The following is a 24,593-nucleotide window of genomic DNA, read 5'->3' as shown; positions in this document are numbered from 1 at the left end:
TAAAATAGAGATGATAAACTAATTTAAATATCAATTACAGGCTGGTAGTGCCAGCAATTCTACCCGATATGCGATCGATCGAGTGTCACAACAAATACCCAGATTGCTTGTGGATGCAATTAGAAGCAATTCCACTTCCATCGGTTGCAGACCAAACCCAGCAGCTAGACATTCACTTGAGCCTGAATTTTAACGAGCATTGGGAACCCCTGCTAGGTGGTCGCGTCAAATTTGGTCTGCAAGGCGGAACGCTCAAACTCCATCTAGAAAACGGCAAAATTCCCGTAGCATCGCGTCAGTTAGTCGGTGCTTTTAAGCTTTTGCCGATTAAAGAAACCCTGGCCATTCAAAGCAGTGCAGAAAATTTAGTAACCGAAAGTCAGCCGGGAGTTCAGGACGGGGAGAAGGCGGAAAAAACTAACGAAACAGAGAGCATATTTTGTCACATTTCCACAATCAGCGATGATACAACGCCAGCTTGGATTTTTTCAGTAGAACAAGGCAAATCAGTATTAAAAGGTTTGCTAAAAAATGCTAAGCTGGGAGAAATTTATGGCAAAGAATTTCGGATGGCAGCCGCTTTTGAGGTTGCTAAAGAAGATATTAATCTCACAGATGCGGAGGGTTTGTGGCCGCACGAAATCACGCCAAATCAACATTCTATTTTAGAAAGAATCCTAACTATATACCTGCAAAAACATAAACTCCAACCTGCCCTCAGTTGGGCGCTATTGTCCTACAATTTACCTCCGGTTGAACCGCGCGAACTGAAAATTGTCCCGGAAGCTGAATCGGAATTGCAGGAAATGGTCGATCGCATTATCTCCGCTGAAACCGACAATTTTGTAGAGCTGGCCCAAATCGCCAATCTCAATCCAGCACTGGATTTCGCGGGTGGTAGCTTGCGCGGAACGACTTTAAGTGCAGTGGATTTTAGCAGCGCAAATCTCGATCGGGTAAATTTCCGGGGTGCAAATTTAAGCGATGCCGATTTCAGCGACGCCAACCTGCAAAATGCCAAATTCGGCGGTGCAGATTTGAGTGGTGCTTTCTTAGGAAATGCTGATTTAAGCGGTGCAGATTTGCACAAAGCCAGTCTAGCTTTAGCTAACCTCAGCGGTGCCAATTTGAGCGGCGCAAATCTGCTGGAAGTGAACTTAACAAATACAAATTTCAGCGGTGCGAATGTCGAGTCAGCCAGATTCGGGAACAATTCAGGAATGGATGAGGAGATGCAGGTGAATCTACAGCAGCGAGGCGCAATTTTTGAGGAGGTTTAATCGGTAAGTGCGAGCTCCCTTTTATTCATCCGCCTCCATTGTGGCGCGGGCGTGACGCCTGTGTGATGGAATTTCACCTTAAAACTACCGCCTCTGAAAAAAGTTGCTTCTTAGTTATCCTTAACTCTCTAACTACATTTATAGAGAGGGATGAACCGTAGCTGTTAAGAGGGTAAACAGGCATTTCTTGCCAACACTGACGACAAAACCAGTATACTTGACTTTGGCGAAGGTGACGCAGCATTTGATTCGTGCAGCAAGGACAGCTTGTCATAAAAACCTCTTTTTTGTCGACGAAAGTGTATTTTTCTTTTGTTGCCAAGTGCTGTAAGCTGGGTGGAAGCAGCAACTCTATGAATGTAGAGGTAAACTCTTAAGAATCCTGCGTCTGCCATACCAGGGAGTGTCAATCATTCCATCCCAATATTTCTGCCACTTTTCCCGGCAGGGTTGTGGGTTCAAATGGTTTGCGAATTACCCCAGCAACACCCATTTTGGCAAATTCAGCCATATCGCTTGACATAACTCTTGCTGTCAGCAGAATCACTGGAATCGATCGAGTTATGGGATCGGATTGGAGACGAGCGTACACAGCAAACCCATCCATTCCCGGCATTGATAAATCCAGCAAAATAGCATTAGGTCGTTCTGTTTCTAGGATTTGTAAACATTCTTGTCCTGATTCGGCCACCAGGGTGTTCCATCCCGCGAGGTCTTCCAGGCACAACTGTACGAGTTCGCGGAGGTGTTCTTGGTCATCAACGATGAGAATTTGTTTCCCTATCATCTTGTTTTCGGGCAGGAGCCTGCCATCGTAATTAGCTACTTGCAAAGCGTTCATTTTTTTTGATTATAAATTAATTTTTGGGTTGCCAATTGGGTCTCAAATACACATCTTTAAGCAACCGCTCAAAGATGTGTATTTGAGAGTTGAATCCGAACTTCGGATTGCTCAACTCTCAATTCTTTAGCAAGCGAATTGTTAAACGATCCTGGTGTATTTTAGCCACATAGATTTCAGGATGTACGCGGTGGGGCAACGGGATGAGACTTTGAAATCCCCTAGGAAGGTAATAACCTTCTACTCCAGCCACTTTGGTAGGTTGACCTTGAATTAAAACAGTTTCTGGAGTGATGTGGAGATTCAATTTGACAAGATGAAGGTCAGAAATGTCAACTTTAAGGATAAGTGTCACATCCTTTTCTTGAATTTTAATGCCTGCGATCGGTGTTTCCTCTGTATGAGCAATCCAAGGTGTGGATTGCTGACAACCAGCGGGCAAACCGGAAAATGAACCTGTGAGATCCTGATTTACATCATTCACACCCTGAAAAGCATTCATTGAGTCTCCTCCTAATGCAAAGAACTGTTAGCTGCATAACAGGAGACTAAATAGCAACGGTAAGGAATTGGTAAAGATTTCGTTATTGTTACAAAACTTGACAAAAATGGTGAAAGTTATTCATTCCATCCCAAAATCTCTGCTACTTCTTCCGTCAAGGTGATGGGTTGGATCGGTTTGGCAATTACCCCAGCTACCGCCATTTGGGCAAATTTAGCCCGATCGCTGGGCAAAACTTTCGCTGTCAGCAGAATCACTGGAATCGATCGGGTAATCGGATCGGACTGGAGGATCTCGTACACAGTAAACCCATCCATTCCCGGCATTGATACATCCAGCAAAATAGCGTTGGGTTGTTCTATTTGCAGTATTTGTAAACATTCCTCTCCCGATCCTGCCCCCACTGTTTTCCATCCGCCTAAATCTTCTAAGCAGGCTTGCACAAGTTCCCGAAGGTGTTCTTCATCGTCAACAACTAGAATTTGTCTGTCTGTCATGGGATTTTGGATTGGAGATTTTGGATTTGGGATTGATACTGCAGATTAATCTAAGCGTTATTCAATAGTGGGTAAGGGTAGGGTGAAGCAAAATGTGCTGCCTTCACCTAAGATACTTTCCGCCCAGATTTTGCCGCCATGCCGCTCAACAATACTGCGACAGATTGCTAAACCTAAACCGGTGCCTCCTTTTTCGCGGGAGTCGGAGGCATCGACTTGCTGAAATCGACCAAAAATGAGTTCTAGTTTATCGGCAGGAATGCCTCGTCCGCGATCGCTAACTTGGAACAGCACAAAGTCTGCCTGGTTTTCGGCACTCAGATGAATTGTGGAATCGGCAGGTGAGAATTTAATCGCATTACTGAGCAAATTTGTTAAAGTTTGGACGATCGCATCTCTTGTTGCCCAGACTTCTGCATCCGTGGGGGTAACGATTAATGAGATCTGCTGTTGAGTAGCCAGCGCTTGAGTGCTATCTACTGCTTGCTGCATCAAATCGGCAGCTTTGCAAACGGTTTTCTCCACAATTGCCCGCCCGGAGTCTATGCGCTCCAAATCTAAAATATCATTAACCAGGTTCACTAAACGATTGGTATCGAGGATGGCAATTTCAATCATGCGTCTAGATTTTTCGGGCTTTTTATCATAAACCCCACTTTTTATTAGCCCCAATGACATTTGAATTCCTGTCAAAGGAGTGCGAAGTTCATGGCTGACAATGCCAATGAACTCATTTTTAATGTGTTCGAGCTTTTGTCGTTCGGTAATATCTTCCCCAATGCTGATAGTTCCAATGATGTTTCCCTCTGAATCTTGCAGCATGGTATTGTTCCAGGCAATGAACCGTTCTTCACCCGATTTGGTCAAGATAAAATTTTGATAATAGGGATGAAAATTATGGGTCAAAACTTCTGAAAAAACAATTTTAACTGATTCTTGAAGAGAACCGGGTAAGAAGTTTTCAAACCAATTTTTTCCGATAACTTCTGGGTGAGTATATCCCGTAATTTTTAAGAAGAAAGGATTAACGTAATTGACATTTCCCTCTATATTAAGTCCGACAACAATCAACTGCACGTTATCCAAGAGCGATCGCCAGCGTCGTTCGGCTTCTCGGATCGTGGCTTCGGCTTGCTGGCGTTCTTGCAGTTCGACCTTAAGTTGTCGGTAGAGTTTGGATTGCTGAATGGCGATCGACAATTGGCTGGCAATCTGTTCAAGTAATTCTATTTCCCACGATTGCCATTGACGAGGAGCCGTATTTTGGTAGATAGCTAACAAACCCCAGAGATTTTCTCTCAAAAATATCGGGAAAACTGCATAACTTTTTGCTTGAAATTGTTCCACTAGCTCGATATGACAGGGTTGAATTTCAGCGCTGTAAATATTATTAACAACAAATTTTTCATGATTGCGGAATCGACCGCCGTGAGTTTCTTGCAGATAGGTATCTGCACAATTTTTTTGAAGCTCGCTTCCTATCAGTTTTACCCAACCCTCACCAACTGACTCCACGACAAAATCACCACTCCAATCAGGATTAAAGCGGTAAATGGCAGTGCGATCTGTTTGTAATGTCTGCCTGATTTCAGTAACCGCAGTATTTAGAACCGCATTCAGATCCAAAGATTGGCGAATCCCTTGAGTAATCCTCCATAGCAAATGTTCCTTTCGAGATTTCTGTAGTAAGGCTGCTTCCGCCTGTTGTCGAACTTCTTCGAGGTGCTTCGCTACTGTGATATCTTGATGAACTGCCACCAGAACATCGCCATAGTCGGAATGATTGAATACACAGCAAGTGGCACTACACCAAAATGGAGTTCCATCTTTCTTGACATTATGAACTTCATAGCTAAATTCACCCCTTTGTAAAACTGCAGACCGAATGGCTTGATTTACATCTTCAGGACTGACCGATTCGTTGCCATAGTTGAGAATCGAAACGTGCTGACCGTTGAGTTCGCCAAAGTCATAGCCAAACATCTGCTCAAATTTAGGATTGGCATAGACAATAACTGCATTATCTACTCTTACTAAGCAAATTCCTTCCGCCATGTTGCGGGTAATGACAGCCTGAAGCTCCAGCATTTGTTCGGCTTGTTTAAGTTTAGTCAGATCGCGCAGAATAACGATTATCCCTACAATATTTTCGCCTGCATCACGTAAAGGTGTATAAGTAACGCTCAAAAATTGCCTGACTAAATTGGGAGAATCAAACCAGTTTTCATACTGAATTTTTTCGCCCGCCAAACACCTATCTAACCGAGGTTTGATCAAGTTATCGAACACGTCTGCACCCAGGATATTTCTAACAGAATTTCCGATAACTTCGCTTTCATATTTGTTGCACCAAGTCAAATAAGCTTGATTGACTATTTGATAAATATAGTTGCGATCCATCAACACAATCCCATCTGTTGTATTGAATACGATGCGTTCATATTGGCGAAATGCTTCTTCAGTACGTTTGCGATAGGTGATATCAAATACGCTAGAACGACTCATCATGAAGTTACCTGCTTCATCATAAATTGCTGTAGCATTTAAGTTTAGCCAAATGGGTTTTCCGCTTTTATTCAACACCTCAAACTCTAAATTCTCGATCCAGCCTTGTTTTTTAAATAAGGGAAAGTTTTGATAATAAATATTTTTACTTTCAAGTGTCAGTAAATCAACAAATTTCTTTTGATTTACAATTTCATCGCGGGTATAGCCTAACCACTTCAGTTCCGTATCATTAATCATAATTATTGTTCCTGCTGCATCTAGGGAATGATAGCCACAGGGAGCATTATTATAGAGGTCTTCAACTTGACTGAGCTCGTGTTGCAAGCTATGGTTGACTTCACTGAGTTCTGCTGTCCGTTCTATGCCTCGTTGTTCGAGTTCAGTATTGAGTTGTTGTAGGGCAATTTCTGCTTGTTTTGGCTCTCTCAGTTCCCTTTGTACTTGCTCAAATAAATCAGCTTGCTGAATGGCAATTCCCGCTTGAGTTGCTAGCTGTCGCATGAGTTCAATTTCTGAGGGTTGCCATTCGCGAGGTGCTGCACACTGATGGGCAATCAATAATCCCCAAAGTTCTTCTCCCTCAAGGATAGGAATAACCAGGTTAGCTCTCACTTGAAAAGTTGCCAGGAATTCCCGGTGACAAGTATCAATTCCGGCAGTATAAATATCAGATTTAGAGGTGAATAAGCCTTGTTTGAAGGGTTCGATATAGCTTTGACCCAAGCAAGGATCGTGTATCTGAGTGGATAATATTGCTGTCCATTCTGAACCAACTGACTCTACCAGAACCTTTCCGCTCCAGCCTGGAGAAAATTGGAAGATAATTACGCGATCGCATTGCAGAATGTTTCTGAGCTCCGTGACCGTAGAGTTGAGAATATCTTCTAGTTTGAGGGATGCGGAGAGAGAAACTGCTGTTTTAGCCAGGATTGGGTGTGGCTGTTGTTGCCATTTCCCATAATCTTCATCAGTATTTTCTATCATTAATCTACTTAATTAATTACATTTTTTAGATTGAGGCGGAAACCGGGTTTTTAGCCCTCGTGCGTAAGTTCTATTTAACTATTCGCAGGCTTAAGTAAAGGACGAGTGCGCTTGATTCGGCTGAGTACCCGCGTGACTAATTCAGGCCCTAGTACCGGCTTGGTAATAAAATCATCGGCTCCCGCTGCAAAGGCTTGTTGGAGAGATTCTGGATCGGTATGGGCTGTCACCACCAAAATCGGTAAATTTTCCCATTGGATATCCTGTCGGACAACCTGACACAATTCTAAGCCGCTGACGATCGGCATTTCTAGATCCAGCACTACTAAATCTGGTTCAATGCTAATTAACACCTCCCAAAATTGCTGTGGTTCTTTGAGATTTGTCACCTCAATTCCCCAAGGAGTCAGTAACGCTGATAATTTAACCAGCATCAAAGGGTCATCATCTACGATTAAAACTTTGGCTTCTGAAGTTTTGGGACTGGGTAGAACACGGGCGATCGCTCGAAAAATTTGCTCGGTGGTTGCAGGTTTGTGGAGAAATTGCTTAGCACCTAAGCGCGATACAGCCAAGCGATCGGCAAGGCTATCTCGTCCGGTAAAAACGATTATAGGAAGAGTAGGCGATCGCTCGCTCAGTTCTCGCAGTAGCGTCAATCCATCTTCCTCTGTCTCTGCAAAGCTTAAATCTAGTAACATCACATCGGGCATTGACAAAGCAAGACGCGATCGGGCATCAGTAATATTGGGCGCAATTTTCATCCGAAATCCCCAAGCTTCGGATTCTAATTTCAATCGCTCTGTTAATGCAGCATCATCATCAACTACCAAAACCCGATAGTTAAAATTTGAAATAGTAGAAACTGGTGCAGCCGTTGATGTAATTGGTGTTTTGTCTAATTCCTGCTGTAATCCTGTCACCAATTCCGAAAAGCGGGTAATTTCCTCAGCAGTCAAAGAGCGATCGTTTATTAGTAAATGCTCTGCTGATCGTGCCAATTTCGAGCCTTCGGGATAACCAAAAGATCCCAGAGAGCCTGCCAATTTATGAGCTTCATGTTTTGCCGCTTGCTGTAATTCTGTTTCTAACTTTCCGGCTAATAGATCGGTTTTTGCCTGTTCCAATACAGCCATTTGTTGGTTGAATACTCCCCGAAACCGCTCTAACACTTTGTCGCTCTCAGACTTATCTATCCGGCGAGATTGAGGTTTTTGGGTGCGCTCAATCCCAGGATTAGTTGAACTAGATGACGCAGATTGGGGGTACGGTTTCAGTCGATAGCCCATGCCATAAACTGTTTCGATGATTTCTTCAGTTAAGCCGCCGGCCTTCAGTTTCTTTCTGACATCCTTAATATGAGTGATAATGGCGCGATCGGTTGGTGCGTCATCAAATCCCCACAGACGATCCAAAATAGCACTGCGGCTAAAAATGCGATCGGGATTTCGGAGTAATAATTCCAGCAGATTATATTCTGTCGCTGTCAGTGAAATTATTTGTTCGCAAAATGTCACTCTACCAGCATCCAAATCTAAACAAAGATCTCCCCAAGTCAATGTATTAGTCGCTGAATTCTGAGTAGAACCTGCTGGGGAAAGTGCTTTACTGCGTCGCAATAAAGTTCGGATTCTTGCCAGTAATACTTCCGTAGCAAAAGGCTTGCTAATGTAATCATCGGCTCCCGCATCGAAAAGAGCCACCACCTCCGCATCTGAATCATTTGCCGTCATCAACAGGATCGGTTTGCGGTAGCCTTGCGATCGCAGTTGCCGACATAGACTAATCCCATCTAGTTTGGCAACCTGCACGTCTAACAAAATCAGGTCATACTCAATTGCTGCTGCCAAGTCTAGGCCCGCTTGTCCATCATTTGCCCGATCGAACCCGTAATGATTTGCTTCCAAAACCTTGGCGAGTGTTGCACTCAGCCCTCCATCGTCCTCTACTAGCAGAATTTTTACCGGAGACTTCTTCATTTTGGCTGTGCGGTTCAATGCCCATGCGATCGACGCGCTTTGATGTCAGACCGAAACGTGGCTTTTAACTAAATCACTGCTACTCATTACTACTGCTTTTATCTTACCCTTTTTACAGTCCCATAACCTAAAAATTGCTGTCACTTCCGCAGTTTAAATAAGACCGATCGCCCTTTCATTCATCTGCGTCCATCCCCGTTTATCCGCCTGCATCTGCGGTTGAAAAAGAGCGTGAAGCGAAGCTATCTTCCCGCATGGGTTCCCGAAGGGTAGGGAATCGCCCTCAAAAAGAGCGATCGCCCTCCCAAACAAATTATCCTTCATCCTCCTTTACAGGAGGACGCCCAGAAATCACAATAAATCCCACAGACTCAAGAGTCATGTGCGGGCGGCGAATACCAGCTAAAACCGCTTCACTCAACAAACTTTCCGTACTGATTTCCTCAGCTAAAAGCGATTCTAAAAGTTGTTCGGATTTAGAAAGTCGATTCAAGCGCAATTGCAATTGATTTACCCGGTTTTCGAGTTGGATAGCAGCAGTGACAGCGAAACTATTGCACATTTCCACAAAAGCCGATCGCCCGCGCAGCAATTCCTCCGATACCACCCGTCCCTTTTGACAAAAATCATCCCAATCTAGCGGATCGACAAAACTGTCAATCAGCGACGTGCGATTTTTCGACAAATTGTAATCCCGATTTGGCCCGCCTTTCCCCTTATAAGCCCGCTGCAAAATCGCTAGAATTTCCGCATCTTCCACCAGAGACATTTCTTCGCTGCGAGCATCTACAAACACAGTTTCAAAAGTTGGGATAAACAGAGCATCAGCGCGGCGCTGCAAAGCTTTTAAGTTGTAATTTTCGATGTTTTGTGCTTGCAAAACTTGCTCGGCAGGCTGCACATCAGTCTGGATTGAATAATTAAACTGAAAGCCAAACCACTCCTTCCCAGGCGCAGCATCCCAACTTTCATCATGCCGCCACATAGCAAAAGCTTGACCGCGATCGTCCCAGCGAATATAAGAGCCAAGTGCATCGATCAATCCCTCACCAATTCGGTAAAGAGCGACATCCGCATTCTGATGAGCAATGCGGCGATTGTAACTGCCATATTGCTGGCAATAAGGAATCAATCTGGTTCTCAAATCGTTCGAGGGAATCAACGTTTTTTGAGTAGGTTGATAGCGCAACAGCCCGGATACACTCGGATGTTCGATTTGTTTGAAGTGAAGAGCTTGACACAACCAGCCTTCAGTGGCCCGCTGCATTTCTTTATGCTTAGCATCGCAGTTATCGAGAGATTCAAAATACTGAGATGCGCTGTCATCAAGAGTATCAATTTCATCGAGAACGTATTGTTCGTCTATGTTGATTTTCTCTTGTTCGATTTCAGTTTTAATCGCTTCAATTTCGCTTGATAAGCCCTTGCCTCCCTCAGCAAACAACTTTTCTTCAAGTTTGAGAAGTTTTTCTTCAGCATAAAACTGAAGGCTGGCAATAGATTTGTTGAAAATATCAAACCCATCTTTTAAAACTTGAAACCAAGCTTCGTGGGGACTCTCTGGCAAATCCGGGCCTGCAAACAAACAAAATTGCACTCCCATTTTGCTGCCGATGCGATCGACTCTGCCGAGTCTTTGTTCTAACTGGTTGGGAAACCACGGCAAATCGAAGTGAACTAACCAATCTGTCACTTGTAGATTTACCCCTACTTCCGCGGATCGATCGCACACTAAGATAAAACAATGCGGTTCAGTCTTAAACCGCTTGAGACTAGCCTCCACATCATCAGCCGATTTGGTCGTGTCATGGCTGGCGATCGCATTTTTACCAAAGATTTTCGCTAAATTTTCCGCAATCTCTTTACAAGTTGCCGTAAAACTGGTAAAAATCACAATTTTCGGGAAACGCTCGCCCGGAATCGGGCGTTTTATTTGCTGTTGAATTCGCGACAACAAATCGCGAGGTTTGCTGTGATACTCGCGCGGAACCTTCAAAGCCACTGCCAGAAATCGGAGAATCGCGATTCGTAACAAACTCAGTCGATCGAGTCCTTCCTGGGGCTTTTCCAGGGTGTTGAGCAAGGTTTCCAGCATTTCCCTTTCTTCGGGAAACAACGCAGTTTTGGTCAAAATTGCCGTGTCATTTTGTCCAAATTCGCGATCGAGTTCTGGAGTCGATTTTTTCTGCAAGCGAGCTTTGACAACCCGTTCTAAAACACTCAGCCAAGTACCGGAAGCGCGGAAAAATAGCAGAAAAATTCTCTGATATTCGCTAGACTTGGGAGCGACTGTGCGCCATTTATCGAGTACGGTTTGAATTTCCGCCCACTGTTCGTCATTCAGATCGTACTCGGTTTTGGGGACAGCATCTCGATCGAAAATCACATCTTCAACCGCATCCCGGCGGTTGCGAAGGATGCGGCGGTGCAAACGGTAGGTATCGCTAACGTGAGTGCGAATAGTTCGGACAAGGCGAGCCTGTTCTGCTGTTTCTTTAGTTTTCAAACAACTTTCTAACTCGGTTGCTAATCCGATTAAAAAATCATCTTTGGCAAAAATAGTGCGAAGTTGAGCGAGTGTTGTTTGCAAAACAGCAGGCTTGGCATTTTCTCGGAAATCCAGCAAAGCGCGGCCGATTTCTTGACGGTTTTGCACCTGTTCTTTGAAGCTTTCCAGGTCATCAAGACGGTAAGTTGTGGGTTCTAGCAAGTGCAGCATCGTTAGAAAATCTTGCTCGCGGCCGAGAACTGGCGTTGCAGATAATAACAATACATTTTTGCTTTTCTGAGCTAGTTTCTGACAGAGTTCAAAGGACTGCTGCTGAGCGCGATCGCTCGAATTGGCCATTGCCGCCACATCATGCGCTTCATCCACAATCAGAAAATCTAGGTTAGCGTTGCGGCTAATTTGATTGATGTCGCTAACAGCCACAAGCTGCACTCGGTCAGCAAAATGAGACAAATAGAATTTATTTTCTAACTCCTGCCGCCACTGTTCGAGCAAGTATTTCGGAACCAGAACCACCGCGCGTCCGTTGGGTTCATCTAGCAGGAATTGGCGGAGAATTGTCCCTGCTTCTACTGTTTTTCCCAATCCTGGTTCGTCTGCCAATAAATAGCGCACGATTGGGTCTTCTAGGACGCGCCGGACGACTTCAACTTGGTGCGGATAGAGGTCTATGTTAGCAGAAATTAAACCGGTCATGCCGCGGCTGACGGCCCGCTGTTCGATCGCAGATTGAACAAATGCCAATCGGCGATCGTGAAAATACGGCGTTTCTTGGCCTTTGACTGCTAAAATGTCGATCGGATCGGCGATCGGGATATTGCAGCGAACGTAAAGTTCGCTTTCGACTGCTTGCAAACTTTGGCTGTCGGGCAGATCAATTTCGTACTCTAATTTATCTTCATCCCAGTCATAAACTCGCCCAATTATCCATCTTTCCTGAGTGGTACTCCAGAGGTAGCAGCGGGTTTGGCGCTGAAGTCTGGCTTCTTGCAGCAAACCCAAGGGTACAGTTTTGCGGATGCGGTTTTTAACTGAGCAAAAATATTCAACTACCGCCTCGGTACGCGATACCTCGACAACTTTTCCGACTCCCAAATCGTTTCGGGGCGATCGAACTAACGAACCAACATCAATCATAATTTCAGCCTGACAATACTTACTAGATTACAATAAATCCTTTCCAGTTAAAAATTTTAGCAAAACGCAATTTTTGCCTGCATCACTTTTCTAGTCAAATGACAGCCAATCGATTTTAGATTTTAAATTTTAGATTTTAGATTAAAGAATTGAAGGATTGACCCCACGGATAAATTCGGGGGCTTATTTATCGGATATAGGTTTTTTATTTATTCACGGATGAATCCGGGGGCTTGTACCCTGGATGCTTTCGGTCAATCTGGTATTCTCAAAACAATAAGTTTAGCATGGTAAATAACATTTTGAGAATTAATAAATATGCGGGCAGCGAATAAGAATAAGTAATTACGAGGGAGGAAAAATAACCCCTGGATTACCGGATTCCCATTTCTGATATTTCTGCATAACACTGCTATAAATTTCCGAGTCTGTAAACCCTGCTAACCAAGCTTGTAGTTGTGGCCAAGGCTGTTCGTTAAACCAAGCTCGATCCGTATGAGCGAATTGACGAACAAAAGGTGCGATCGCCATATCAGCCAATGCTACATTGTTACCAAACAAATATTTAGTGGCACTTAACTGTGAGTTGAGTTTCTCCAGGAATAAAGAACCTTCATACCGATGTACTTGGGCATCAACACCGGGATAACGATCGGGGTACTTATAACGGTCAAGATGATATTTAAACCTATCATCAAATAGAGCGATTAGTTCCAGCATTTCTGTAACAGAACCTTGCTGTGGCATCAACCATTTTTCAGGATCATTTTGTCTCAAGGCCCACAACATGATATCGATACTTTGATCGAGTACCTGCCCATCAACATCAATCAATAATGGTACTGTACCTTTGGGAGATACTTCCAACATCTCTTGTGGTTTGTCTCGCAAAACAACTTCCCGCAACTCACACACCCGATTGCTAACCATCAAGGCTAAGCGCGCGCGCATAGCATAGGGACAGCGGCGGAAGGAATATAAAATCGGGTATGTTGCTGACATATTATATCAATTCCGGTTGCACCGGAATTATTGTTGACTGTTGACTGTTGACTGTTGGTCAAATAAATGAAAATTGCGCGAATTATTTGTTGACCGCAGGATTAGATTTTATGCCCGACGATGAAGCGCGGATTTGATATCATTCCGGTCTGCGCCGGAAACGATATAATTAGTCGATCGCGCGACCGGGTTTTTCGGGTCAGAAACCCCGTTCCTTGGTAGATTCCTTGTCGCTAAACAAGATTTTTCGTATAAAAGGGGTTTCTTTAAGCTTAGTGAATAATCATATTAGTCGATCGCACCATCTACTTTTTCCTTCGCATCGTAGCGCGCGCCTATATGTACTTGGTTGCGACGCTTAGCAAGCTCAATCTGACGTTGACGTTCAGATAAAGCTTGTTTTTTGGTTTCAGTTTTTGAGTCATGACAATGAGGACAACTCACACCAAGTACAAATAATTCAGAAGCCTTATCTTCCTGACTAATCGGGTGACGACAACCGCGACAAAGTTCATAGTTTCCCGGCTTTAACCCCTGACCAACAGAAACCCGTTCATCAAAGACAAAACATTCGCCTTCCCAACGACTTTCTGCTTCCGGCACCGTTTCCAAATATTTTAAAATTCCGCCTTCGAGATGATAGACTTCATCAAAACCTTGAGTACGCAAAAAAGCAGTAGATTTTTCGCAGCGAATACCACCCGTGCAAAACATGGCCACCTTGGGTTTATTGCGTAAAGCAGTTTCCCGCAGCGCCCATTCCGGTAACTCAGAAAAGCTTTTTGTTTTTGGATTAATAGCGCCTTCAAAAGTACCCATAGATACCTCGAAGTCGTTACGCACATCAACCACGACAACATCGGGATCCTCAAGCAGCTTATTCCACTCCTCCGGCTTAACATATTTGCCAGCCATGAGGCGGGGATTAATGTCCGGTACTCCCATCGTGACGATTTCGCGCTTCAAGCGTATTTTCAGGCGGTAAAAAGGTGCTTTTTCCGAGAAAGATTCCTTGTGTACGAGATCCGCAAAACGCGGGTCACTACGCAAGAATGCCAGCACTGCGTGTATGCCCTCGGATGAGCCTGCAATCGTGCCATTGATGCCTTCTTGGGCTAGCAAGATAGTGCCTTTGACGTTGTTGTTGTTGCAACAATCGAGTAGCGGTGCTTTCAGCTCAGCAAAATCAGGTAGTTCAACGAACTTATATAAAGCAGCGGTTAAGAAATAAGTCATAGATTGAATTTATAGCACTAATTAATTCTCATACTTCTATGAAAATTCAGTCAAAGCGGACGGTGGGACTCGAACCCACGACGTTCAGCATGGGAAGCTGACATTCTACCACTGAATTACGCCCGCGCTTAGTGTATTTTACCTGTTTTCACCTTCTTTGACTTTGGAGGCGCAGCGGTAAAAAATGACTAGAAAAACATTGTACAACTATTTTCTGATTTTGAGTATAGCATTTTGACAATCTATTTTGGGCGATCGCCGATCGCACAGCGGAGCCATGAACTGCGGCGGACGAGCAAATTGTCATCGCGACGAAAAGCTTGCCCGAACCTTGACAAAGAGTTAGCGGCTTCTGCGCGCACATTCCGATCGCGATCGAACTGCATCATTTTTAACAGCGCCGCCAAAGCTTCCGCAGTTTGAGTCTGCCGCCATCCCATCACCACGAACCGCACAGTAAACTCCCCATCGTTCACTTTCCTCACCAACATCGGTAGCGCCACCGCAGAAGCGCCCTTTCTCACAGCAGTTACCCCCGGCAGCCTGTCTTGAGAATCCGAATTTTGCAGCGCTGCTTGGATTTCCCTAATTTCCCTCGCCCCATTAAAATATATTTTTGTTACTTTTATTTAAGATATTAGCAAAAAGTGCCTGATTGTGGGAAAGTAATCAACTCAGTTATTAGATTGTGTCGGCAAATTAACAGCCTCAAACTTAAACACGAGAAGAAGTTCAGAAAGTAATTGGTGAATTAGATCGATATTGGCAACCGCTAATCGACGATACTCTGGAAATGACTCAAAAGGTAAAAATGCCCCAGCCAAAAGTGATGAAGCAGTTAAAAACATAATCCAGAGATAGTTTATATCGACGCGGCGCGAGCGAATTTGGGAGCGCCACAAGCTGCCTAAAAACAAGATTAATTACGGTTCTGTATGGTCTTCTGTTTTTTTAGGTTTATCTACTTAATTGTACTGTTTTCTTTCGCCGCCTATTATCCCTAGCCCCACTGCTTGAGAAGGGTGGACAAGATTCCGGTTGGAAGTTCCTCGATAAGTAGGGGAACTGAGGGGAACTCGACTCTCTGGCAAACATTCATAGAATTGCTACGATCGCAGAAGGTGAAAAATTTACTCCTTATCAACTTTCAAGAGTACAATTAGTAGAATTTTTGATAAATCTCAACCCTCACGATTGTCCCCCTTGATGCAGGCAGTATGGCTCTCTATAATAATAATAATAATAATAATAATAATAATAATAATTTAAAAATCGCTCGATCGCACGCGCAGACTGCCTCTCAATATATCCGCAGGTAGATGGTTAATCATTTATTTTAGGATTATCAATTATTATAATAAATATAAACTCTAAAATAATACTTGGTCAAAAAAAGAATAAACAGGGTATAAAAAATGACAAGAAAAAATAATTCCAAGAAATCTCAACGTAAAGTTGGTATCCAAGTCCATCGCAAGCAACAAAACAATCAAAACGACTTATTTCCTGTAGTCGGAATAGGAGCTTCTGCAGGTGGATTGGAAGCCTTTATGGAATTACTGAGCCATTTGCCGATCGATACCGGCATGGCCTTTGTAATAATTCAGCATATGTTGCCGAGTCAGGGAAGTGTGTTGAGTGTGATTCTGGCTCGATCGACCCAGATGCGCGTGCATGAGGTGACAGATGGGATGCTCATAGCACCGAATCAGGTGTACGTTATCCCCGCGAATTTCAGCATGACCATTGAGGGCTCACTGCTGAAGCTAAAGCCTCGCGGCAGACGAACCGGGGTATTTATGTCCGTCGATACTTTTCTGTTATCCCTCGCCGAAGAACGGGGGAACAAATCCATTGGCGTCATTTTGTCCGGGGGCGACGGCGATGGTGCCCAAGGGTTAAAAGCGATTAAGGCTGCCGGTGGTATTACTTTTGCCCAATGTGAAAATTCGGCACAAGTTAGCTGTATGCCGAATACTGCGGTGGCTACGGGTCAGGTAGACTTTATCTTGACACCGGAAAAAATTGCCCAGAAAATAGCAGAGATCGGCCGTCATCCCTACATTGCCGCTCAGCCTGCGACAGAATCGACAACCAGCGAAGAGACGATCGCAAATAAAGATGCGATCGCCATTATCTACAGTTTGCTGCGGGCTGCTACAGGAGTTGACTTCACTAACTACAAGCAAACCACCTTGAAGCGGCGGATAAATCGGCGGATGTTGCTCTACAAGCTGGAACGGATCGAAGATTATGCCGAATATCTTCAAAACGCCCCGACAGAAGTAACGGCGCTGTATCACGATGTCTTAATTCATGTCACCAGCTTTTTCCGCGACCCCGAAAGCTTTGAAGCCTTAAGCACCAATGTTTTTCCCGCAATTGTCAAAGATAAATCGCCGAAAACACCGATCCGAATTTGGATTGCCGGCTGTTCAACAGGTGAAGAAGCTTACTCGATGGCCATCTGCTTGCTAGAGTTTTTAGCAGCTCGATCTACTAACCTGTCGATTCAGATTTATGCCACAGACATCAGCGAAAATGCGATCGTGAGCGCCCGCACTGGCTTTTATACCCGGGCCCAAGTCGCGAATGTTTCAGCCGAACGCCTGCATCGGTTCTTTGTCGAAGTCGAGGGCGGATACCAAATCGCTAAGCCCGTGCGGGAACTCTGCGTCTTTGCCAGACAAAACCTGATCGCCGATCCGCCATTTTCCCGGATGGATTTGATTGCCTGTCGGAACGTGCTGATCTATCTGGGACCAGAGTTGCAGAAAAAACTGCTGCCACTGTTCCACTACGGGCTTCGACCCGCGGGCTTTTTGCTGTTAGGCTATTCGGAAACGGTTGGTGAGTTTTCAGAATTCTTTGCGGTATTCGACAAAAAGAATAAAATTTATACTAAAAAACAGCGATCGGATTGGCTCAGCATGGATTTAAATGTGAGCAACTATCCTCTGAAAGCCTCCAACCTTCTACCGCAGCAGACCGAAAGATGGGAGGAATTCGAAATGGAGAAAGAGGCCGATCGCATTGTTTTGAATCACTATGCCCCTGTCGGGGTCGTGATTAACTCAGCCAGCGAGATTCTGCAATTTCGAGGACAGACGAATCCCTACCTAGAAGTCGCTCCCGGTAGGGCGAGCTTTAACTTGCTGAGAATGGCAAAAGAAGGATTGCGCGTGGAACTGCAAACTGCAATTCAAGAAGCCTCACGGCAGAAGCAATCGATCGCACGGGCAGGCTTGCAAGTTAAAGAGGGCGAGATCGTCCGGCAGGTCGGAATTAATGTGATTCCATTCCAAGCCGGCGCTGTGGCAAAAGACTATTTTTTAGTGTTGTTTCAAGAGGAGTCCCCGACGATCTCTGCAATGCCTGCTGCAGACGATAGTAGAGTCAATTCCGATCCTTTACAGTCTGAAAGTCAGGAGATTGCAAGGCTGCTAGAGGAACTGAAAACCACTAAACAACATCTCGGAGCGATCGTCCAAGAACATCAAGCAGCTAATCAAGATTTGAGAGCCGCCAACGAAGAGATTTTGTCGAGCAACGAAGAGTTGCAAAGCATGAATGAGGAACTCGAAACGGCAAAAGAAGAGATTCAGGCAACCAATGAAGAACTCAACACGATTAATGACGAATTGCAGCGGCGCAATGTTGAATCCACTCAGGTGAGCAACGATTTAGAGAATCTGCTGGCCAGCATCAATATTCCGATCCTGATGCTGGGAAGCGACCTGCGAATCCGCCGGTTTACTCCTGCAATCGAAGGTATCTTCAACTTAATTTCTAGCGATGTCGGGCGGTCTTTGAGCGACATCACTCACAAGTTAATAGTGCCGGACTTAGAACAACGGATTTTAGAGGTGATCCGCACGCTCAATTTGAAAGTTCAGGAGATTCAAGATCGAGACGGTCGTTGGTACGATTTTCACATTCGACCCTACCGGACGATCGACAACAAGATTGATGGCGCTGTGCTGATGTTGGTGGATATCAACGAGCTAAAAGTGAGCGCCCAGCAGTTAATGGAAGCGAAAAATTACGCCGAAACGATCGTGGAAACCGTGCGGGAACCGTTGCTAGTGCTAGATCTCGACCTGCAGGCGATCACCGCCAACCGTTCTTTCTACGAGACGTTTCAGGTGATGCCGAGCCAAACTGAGCAGCGCTCATTGTTCGATATGGGTAATGGACAGTGGAATATTCCCGAGTTGCGATCGCTCCTAGAAGAAATTCTGGCAGGCAACCCCGAGTTTAAAGATTTTGAAGTCGAGCATGACTTTGAGCAGATCGGGCATAAAATAATGCTGCTCAATGCCCGCAAAATGCCTCCGATAGGCGATACACAGATGGTTCTGTTGGCGATCGAGGATATCACCGAACAAAAACAGTTGGAGACAGAACGCAGCCTTCGGATTCAAGAACAATCGGCTCGTGCGGCTGCTGAGGATGCCAACCGCATCAAAGATGAGTTTTTGTCCGTCCTCTCTCACGAACTGCGGACGCCGCTCAATGCGATGATTGGCTGGGCACAGTTGCTGCGCCTGAAAAAATTTGACGAGGCTAAAACAGAGGAGGCGCTAAAAAAGATCGAGCGCGCCGCCAAAGCACAAAACCAGCTCATCGATGACATCTTAGACGTTTCGCGGATTACCACAGGTCAATTTCGGCTCAATGCTTCTGAAATTGAGCTGAATCCACTGGTTGAAAATGCAATGGAGGTGGTTCTTTTGGCAGCAGAAGCCAAAAATCTTCAAATGGAATCCAGGCTAACTCCTTTAACACTAAACGTATTGGGCGATCCAAACCGTTTACAACAGGTAGTGTGGAATCTACTTTCAAATGCGATTAAATTCACCCCAGCCGGGGGAAGAATTGAAGTCGCATTAGACTACATTGATGGCATGGCTCAAATCCAAGTTAGCGATACTGGTAAGGGCATTCACCCTGATTTTCTCCCCTATGTGTTCGATCGCTTCCGTCAGGCCGATAGCAGTTTCTCTCGCAGAGACTCTGGATTGGGGCTAGGACTCTCGATCGTCCGTCATTTAGTAGAACTCCACGGCGGTACTGTTAGTGCAGAAAGTCCGGGTGAGGGACAAGGGGCAACCTTTACCGTGAGGTTGCCGCTACGAACAGATATCCCAGAAAGTTAGACACTGATATTTACCAAAGACATAATTGATATCAATTCTGGTTGTACCGTCCGTGATTGTTGAATGTTAACTGTGCTTTAATTATGCAATTTCCGTAGACGTGCGTAATCGAAATGTTGGCAGTGGTTATCTGCGTTCATCGGCGTCGATCCGCCTTCATCTGCGGCAAAAAAAAGGCAATAATCTCTAAATAATCCTAACTCCAAATAGCCCTAACCAATAACTATTTAGCAACCTTAACCTCAGCGCCATCCTTAAGAAAACCAGCCCCAGTAACAACCACCCGATCGCCCGCCTTCAAACCCTTTTTAACCACCACCTTAGCAGCAGTCAAATCGCCCACAGCACCCCCGGAAATTTCCCCAACTTCCACCGGTTGAGCCTGTACCTTGTCCTCGCCCACAAGTTTATAAACAATAGAACTGCCGTCAGCTTGCGGCACAATAGCTTTAGCCGGCACTTTTAAACCTTGAGCCGTTGCCGTCGAAATAGATGCGCGCAAAAACATTCCCGATCGCAAAAACTCGCTTGCCGGCAAATCAATCTTCACCGTAGCTTGTCGATTTTGCGGGTCAACTAGCGGCGAAATCTCTCGCACAGTTCCTGACAACTTAATGCGCTTGTCAGAGTCAGAAGTAATTTGGACTGCTGTTCCAGGTCGGACTTGCGAAACCTGAGTTTCCGGTACTTTTAATTGCAGTTCCAGCTTGTTGCCGCGAATAATCGAAAAAAGTTTTTGACTGCCCGAAGAAACATCGCCAACTCGACCAATTCTTTCAGCCACAGTGCCACTATCCGGCGCTCGAACAATTGTTTGTTCTAGTTGAGTTTGTAACTGTTTGACTTGGGCATCATTGCTGCGGACACTTGCTGCGTTATTTCCGACATTTGCTCTGGCGCTGCTGACACTCGCTCCGGCCGTATTCACTTTTGCACGAGCGCTGGCGAGAGCGGCTCTAGCCGTACTGATATTAGCTTCAGCAGTAGCTACTTTAGCGAGAGAAGATTGCACTTCTTCCGCTGCTTTATTCTGTTCTTCCAAAGCTGTATTCAAGTCAGCTTTAGCTTTGTTCAAGTCTTGAACAGCAGTCTGCCGTTCTGTCTTGCGTCTTTCTAAATCTTGCTTACTAATTACTCCCTGGGTCGCCAAATCTTGGGTGCGATTTACTTCTCTTTGAGCTTGATCTAATTTAGCCTGAGCCGAGGCAATGCCTGCTTTAGCTTGAGTGACACCGGCTTTAGCTTGTTCCACACCTGCCCTTGCCTGCCCGACCCCTGTTTTGGCTTGCGCTGCGTCAGCGATGGCTTTTTCTACGCCAGCTTGGGCTTGAGCGACCCCGGCTCGGGCTTCTTGTTGGGCTGACTGAGCTTGCTCTACCTGAGCTTCGGCTTGTTCTACGGTAGAATTGGCCGATTGTACTCCCGCAAGCGCTTCGGCAATTTGCGATCGTAACACCGAATCGTCCAAAACCGCCATCGTCTGACCTTTTTCTACCACATCCCCTTCATTCACCAACACCTGCTTGATTTGCAAACCGTTGGCTTGTGGCAGTACCGGCAGCAAGTCGTAGGCTGCCACCGTGCCTGTCGCTTCCAAAGTTTCACCCACCTGGGCTGATTCCACAGGCGCCACTGTCACCGTCGCAGCCGTCGCCTGCTGAGTTGCCGATGGAATTGGAGCTGCCGGAGGTGAACTCTGCTTGCCCCCAGTCAAGTTTACTGCTAGCAGCGTTGCAGCCACCCCAACCCCCGCGCCCGCCAACAAGGCCGGCCACCTGATTTCTTTACGGGGCCCAACTTCAGTTGCTTCTGGTTCCCACTCTTCTGATTGTTCCCCCTCCATTTCTGGAGCTTCTAGGGCAACTTCTCGTTCATCTTCCTCACCGGATAACGACCAGCGAGAGTGTTCTGAGACCCCACTTTCAGGTACATCCACTGCTGAGTTCTTGTCACGTCCGCTCTGCACGGGGGGAAGGGGTTGCTTTTCTTCCGCTTCTGAAAAAATTTGATTGGTCACGGTAGTTCCTCTCGCCGTTATTAGCCTGTGATTTTTTGATTGTAAAGAAAGATTGCGGTTTTTATATTTGATTCATTTTAGCGGATGGCCTCAGCAGTCCCGCGTCCCCCTTTTGGGTGAGTGTGGTGCCCTTTCACATTACAATGGCGAATTGATCCGAGTTTGTACGATCGACATTTAATTTGATCGGTCTGTGGGGCATACTGAATATTAGAGTGATTTCGGATCGTGGGGTCGATCGGGCTGGCATTTGTGTTTCCCCAACTGGCTGAGCCGTCACCTATCTATCAATGCACAGAAAAGTCAGTCTAATCTTGAACAGATTATTCCTAATCTATACTCTCATGTGTTTATTGTATAATACGGCACATCTGATGAAAAAATTGTGCCACTTTATTTAAAAAAAATCAAAATGAATAGTCTCTTTTCTCCCCTCCAACAGTTTCTAATTACTTGGCTGCTAGTGCTAGTGACGGGATGGTTTACCCTAACTGCTGTCAGTTATGTTGGGGAACTGGTGAGCATTTTAGTAACAGCGGGACTCATTGCATTTTTATTAAATTATGCAGTAAAAAGACTGCAAGTATTTTTGCCGCGGGGAGTAGCTGCGGGGCTGGTTTATTTAACTGCGGGTGTGATAGTAGTAGTAATCGGTTTAACTATTGTGCCGCCCGTATTCAGCCAAGCGAGCCAGTTGGGGGTGAGGTTGCCGGAATTGCTGGAGTCGGGGCGGCTGCAGCTAGGTGAATTTCAAGCGTGGAGTGCCGAGCGCAATTTACCGTTTGACGTGCAAATATTCGAGCAGCAACTGTCAGCTAGAGTCCAGGGACAAGTCCAGGCGATCGCCGGTACGGGTTTAGGCTTAGTTGTAGGTACTGTCAACTGGTTTTTGGACTTAATTTTTATTTTGGTAATTTCCTTTTATATGCTCCTAGACGGGAAAAGAGTGTGGCAGGGTTTGACCAGCATTTTTTCCCCAGACATTCGCTATGTTTTAACAGAGACTTTGGAGAGAAACCTCCAGCGATTTGTATCGGGACAGTTATTGCTGGGACTATTTATGGCCATCTCGCTGACTCTGGCTTTTTGGTGGCTGCAAGTGCCGTTTTTTCTGTTGTTTGCCGTGTTTATAGGGTTGACGGAAATAATTCCGTTTATTGGAGCAACTTTGGGAATTGGCACTGTTAGTATAATTGTAGCCTTTATTGATTGGTGGCTGGCGCTGCAAGTGTTGGTAGTGGCGATCGGTCTCCAGCAAATCAAGGATAATTTAGTAGCTCCCCGAATTATGGGCAATCTCACCGGATTAAGTCCGGTAATTATTTTCACAGCTTTGCTCTTAGGAGGAAGAGTCGGAGGATTGTTGGGAGTTATCTTAGCAATCCCGCTCACTGGGGTTGTAAAAAGTATAGTAGAAATTGTACTCAATCCCAAATTGCCGCCCCAAACAGGCTCGTTTTTCTACAATCCTTTTAGCGGCGAGGAATTGGGGAAAATACCAGAAGATGAAACTAGAATAATCTTGGTCGAAAATGAACACAAGTAGTCTAATTTTTGTAGTAAGCAATTCAATTATGAAAACTTTTATAACTCAGAAATTAACTGTTGGCTGTTGAGTCCATTAAGAACAGACTAAAGTCTCTACAAAGAACTTTAGTCTTTATTACTAACCCACTTAAAACTCAAACCTAAAAACTTATGAACTGGTGGCAAAATCTTAGAAACAATCCTCTAGCTCGGTTGGGAGCCGTGCTGCTGTTAATTTTTTATACAGTCGCGCTTTTAGCCGAATTTGTGGCACCTTACGACCCCTACGACTCTCAATTAAACGGTTCATTGCTGCCACCGACTCAGATTTATTTAACCACCCAAGACGGGCGATTTATTGGGCCCCACGTTTATCCGACTACTCAGGGCCCGGTGGATGCGAATACCGGCGCTCGCGAGGTAATTGTAGACTGGCAAAAACCCTCTGTTATCGGTTTGTTTGTCAAAAGTTCTCCCTATAAGTTTTTAGGAGTTTTGCCATTAGACAGGCACTTGTTTGGTACTACAGGAGAAGGCCAAATTAACATTTTAGGTACGGATGAACAAGCTCGCGATCAATTCAGTCGCTTAGTACACGGCAGCAGAATTAGCCTCAGCATCGGTTTAGTAGGAATAGCAATTTCTTTTCCCTTGGGATTGTTAATCGGAGGCATATCTGGTTATTTCGGCAGTTGGATTGATAGTATTTTAATGCGTTTCGCCGAAGTATTGATGACGATTCCCGGTCTTTATTTATTAGTAGCGCTAGCAGCAGTATTGCCACCGGGATTGACAAGTGCTCAACGATTTATATTGATTGTGCTGATTACTTCATTTATCAGTTGGGCGAGTTTAGCCCGGGTGATTCGCGGTCAGGTACTGTCAATTAAACAGCTAGAATTCGTGCAAGCGGCGCGGGCAATGGGCGCAAATCCAATTTATATTATTGTCCGCCACGTTTTGCCACAAACTGCTACTTATGTAATTATTTCTGCTACTTTGTCGGTTCCGGGTTTTATTGTGGCGGAGTCGGTTTTAAGTTTAATTGGCTTGGGAATTCAACAGCCCGATCCTTCTTGGGGAAATTTATTATCCCTGTCTACTAATGCTTCAATTTTAGTGTTGCAGCCTTGGTTGGTTTGGCCTCCGGCTATACTGATTATTTTGACTGTGTTGGCGTTTAATTTATTGGGGGATGGGTTGCGGGATGCTCTCGATCCGAGAAGCATTCAAAGGTAATTGGGAGTTAGATATTTTCTAGCCCCTAAAAAAGCTGAAAACTTTTTGGAGTAAGTCAAAGAGGTCGATCGGTCAAAAATGGCTGAAACCCTTAAATATCCCTCTTCTGTCACTCTAGGCAGAAGAAAATAAGAATTCCCTCTCATTCATCAAGTAAGAGAAGGGATTTGGGTAAA

At 45.1% G+C, this 24,593-nt stretch carries 14 protein-coding genes and 1 tRNA gene; 4 read left to right on the top strand and 11 right to left on the bottom strand.

From position 1 onward, the window contains the following. Positions 1 to 47 precede the first annotated feature (47 nt). Complete coding sequence (locus QUA45_RS01805; protein ID WP_333219124.1) at positions 48 to 1,280, top strand: pentapeptide repeat-containing protein; 1,233 nt, start codon at positions 48 to 50, stop codon at positions 1,278 to 1,280. A gap of 406 nt (positions 1,281 to 1,686) precedes the next feature. Here QUA45_RS01805 and QUA45_RS01800 read toward each other — a convergent pair whose 3' ends face one another. From QUA45_RS01800 to QUA45_RS01755, 10 genes are all read right to left on the bottom strand, one after another. Continuing rightward, on the bottom strand, positions 1,687 to 2,067 hold the full coding sequence (locus QUA45_RS01800; protein WP_333219172.1) for a response regulator: 381 nt from the start codon (positions 2,065 to 2,067) through the stop codon (positions 1,687 to 1,689). Positions 2,068 to 2,239: 172 nt separating this feature from the next. Beyond that, complete coding sequence (locus QUA45_RS01795) at positions 2,240 to 2,623, bottom strand: Hsp20/alpha crystallin family protein (protein WP_333219122.1); 384 nt, start codon at positions 2,621 to 2,623, stop codon at positions 2,240 to 2,242. 116 nt (positions 2,624 to 2,739) lie between these two features. Then, the gene (locus QUA45_RS01790; protein ID WP_333219120.1) at positions 2,740 to 3,120 is read right to left on the bottom strand and encodes a response regulator; all 381 of its coding nucleotides are present in this window, start codon (positions 3,118 to 3,120) and stop codon (positions 2,740 to 2,742) included. A gap of 57 nt (positions 3,121 to 3,177) precedes the next feature. Further along, positions 3,178 to 6,612 carry a PAS domain S-box protein gene (locus QUA45_RS01785; protein WP_333219118.1) on the bottom strand — a complete coding sequence of 1,145 codons (3,435 nt, stop codon included), beginning with the start codon at positions 6,610 to 6,612 and terminating at the stop codon, positions 3,178 to 3,180. Positions 6,613 to 6,686: 74 nt separating this feature from the next. After that, positions 6,687 to 8,591, bottom strand: a complete 1,905-nt coding sequence (locus QUA45_RS01780; RefSeq protein WP_333219116.1) for a response regulator — start codon at positions 8,589 to 8,591, stop codon at positions 6,687 to 6,689. Positions 8,592 to 8,904: 313 nt separating this feature from the next. Beyond that, positions 8,905 to 12,237 (bottom strand): protein DpdE, encoded by a 3,333-nt coding sequence (gene dpdE, locus QUA45_RS01775; protein WP_333219114.1) that lies wholly within the window; start codon positions 12,235 to 12,237, stop codon positions 8,905 to 8,907. Between the two features lie 345 nt (positions 12,238 to 12,582). Next, positions 12,583 to 13,239, bottom strand: a complete 657-nt coding sequence (locus tag QUA45_RS01770) for a glutathione S-transferase (protein WP_333219112.1) — start codon at positions 13,237 to 13,239, stop codon at positions 12,583 to 12,585. A gap of 288 nt (positions 13,240 to 13,527) precedes the next feature. Next, positions 13,528 to 14,475, bottom strand: coding sequence for an oxygen-dependent tRNA uridine(34) hydroxylase TrhO (gene trhO / locus QUA45_RS01765; RefSeq protein ID WP_333219110.1), 948 nt, complete (start codon positions 14,473 to 14,475; stop codon positions 13,528 to 13,530). Positions 14,476 to 14,529: 54 nt separating this feature from the next. Next, positions 14,530 to 14,601 (bottom strand) — tRNA-Gly (locus QUA45_RS01760). Between the two features lie 116 nt (positions 14,602 to 14,717). After that, on the bottom strand, positions 14,718 to 14,999 hold the full coding sequence (locus QUA45_RS01755) for a HEAT repeat domain-containing protein (protein ID WP_333219108.1): 282 nt from the start codon (positions 14,997 to 14,999) through the stop codon (positions 14,718 to 14,720). Positions 15,000 to 15,890: 891 nt separating this feature from the next. Here QUA45_RS01755 and QUA45_RS01750 point away from each other — a divergent pair. After that, positions 15,891 to 19,634 (top strand): chemotaxis protein CheB, encoded by a 3,744-nt coding sequence (locus tag QUA45_RS01750; RefSeq protein WP_333219106.1) that lies wholly within the window; start codon positions 15,891 to 15,893, stop codon positions 19,632 to 19,634. A 223-nt stretch (positions 19,635 to 19,857) separates the two neighbouring features. On the opposite strand, the gene QUA45_RS01745 is transcribed toward QUA45_RS01750, so the two are convergent. Next, on the bottom strand, positions 19,858 to 21,651 hold the full coding sequence (locus QUA45_RS01745) for an efflux RND transporter periplasmic adaptor subunit (protein WP_333219105.1): 1,794 nt from the start codon (positions 21,649 to 21,651) through the stop codon (positions 19,858 to 19,860). Positions 21,652 to 22,063: 412 nt separating this feature from the next. On the opposite strand from QUA45_RS01745, the gene QUA45_RS01740 reads away from it, so the two are divergent. Beyond that, positions 22,064 to 23,197: an AI-2E family transporter gene (locus QUA45_RS01740; RefSeq protein ID WP_333096450.1), complete on the top strand. Its 1,134-nt coding sequence runs from the start codon at positions 22,064 to 22,066 to the stop codon at positions 23,195 to 23,197. A gap of 152 nt (positions 23,198 to 23,349) precedes the next feature. Continuing rightward, a complete protein-coding gene (locus QUA45_RS01735; RefSeq protein ID WP_333219103.1) occupies positions 23,350 to 24,417 on the top strand; it encodes an ABC transporter permease in 1,068 nt (355 codons plus the stop codon). Positions 24,418 to 24,593 lie beyond the last annotated feature (176 nt).

This window comes from Microcoleus sp. Pol12A5 (assembly GCF_036701435.1).
Taxonomy (GTDB): domain Bacteria; phylum Cyanobacteriota; class Cyanobacteriia; order Cyanobacteriales; family Microcoleaceae; genus Microcoleus.
This window is presented reverse-complemented; position numbering and strand designations above follow the sequence as displayed.